The sequence below is a fragment of the Paenibacillus sp. P4_A7 genome (genome assembly GCF_056402455.1).
In genome coordinates this window covers 1-688 of the sequence record NZ_JBFUHJ010000896.1, presented here as the reverse complement: position 1 = coordinate 688, position 688 = coordinate 1, and the positions used below count along the sequence as shown (strand labels likewise).

General features: G+C 46.6%; 1 protein-coding gene. It reads right to left on the bottom strand.

Going from position 1 to position 688, the window contains the following annotated elements:
- Positions 1-168: 168 nt before the first annotated feature.
- On the bottom strand, positions 169-688 hold a 520-nt coding region (locus AC1DWN_RS34800), incomplete at its 5' end, for a phytanoyl-CoA dioxygenase family protein (RefSeq protein WP_477563355.1).

Genomic DNA, 688 nt, shown 5'->3' with positions numbered 1-688 from the left:
ATATTAACTACTTTATATTCTTGTGTCAATGCTGAAAATGCGCCTAACCTATCTGGTATAATTAGCACCCCAATTGTAAGCACTCACTACAACGAACAAAGAGAAAGCTATCTATATGAAGCTAGATCAGGATGGCGTACATCCCAGTCTAACCTTACCGTTTCAAAATTAATACAAAGGGTACTTCTGGCGAAGGTCCTCTCGATGGAGAACGTTTGAATCTTCGCGAATGTAGTGGCAAACGTACGAACGACGCCAGCGGTCCGTGCTCCGATTCTTAGTGGATGAGTGAATAAGCAATTCACTGAAGAAAAGAATGTCTCCTTTCTCCATCGGAACCGGAATTTGCCTTGTTGTATCGACGCCCTCTGTCTCTTCGGTCCACGACTCGTGCTCCTCCAGATTTTTAACGGCGCCATGCGGTAATAATCCCAGTTTATGCGTGCCGGGCATGACCCATAGGCAGCCATTCTCAATATCCACTACTTCCTCCATGGCTACCCATGCAGCTATCATCGTCATTGGATCATTTTTGATATAGTAATATTCCTGATGGGCAGCTTGTCCGGGAGAACCCGGTTCCWTATAGAAATACATACTCTGTACGCATACCGCTTCCTTACCCATCAGTTGGGCAAGGGCCCCGCGAACGATCGCGTGCTTCATTAGCTGTCGGGAGAAACTGTCG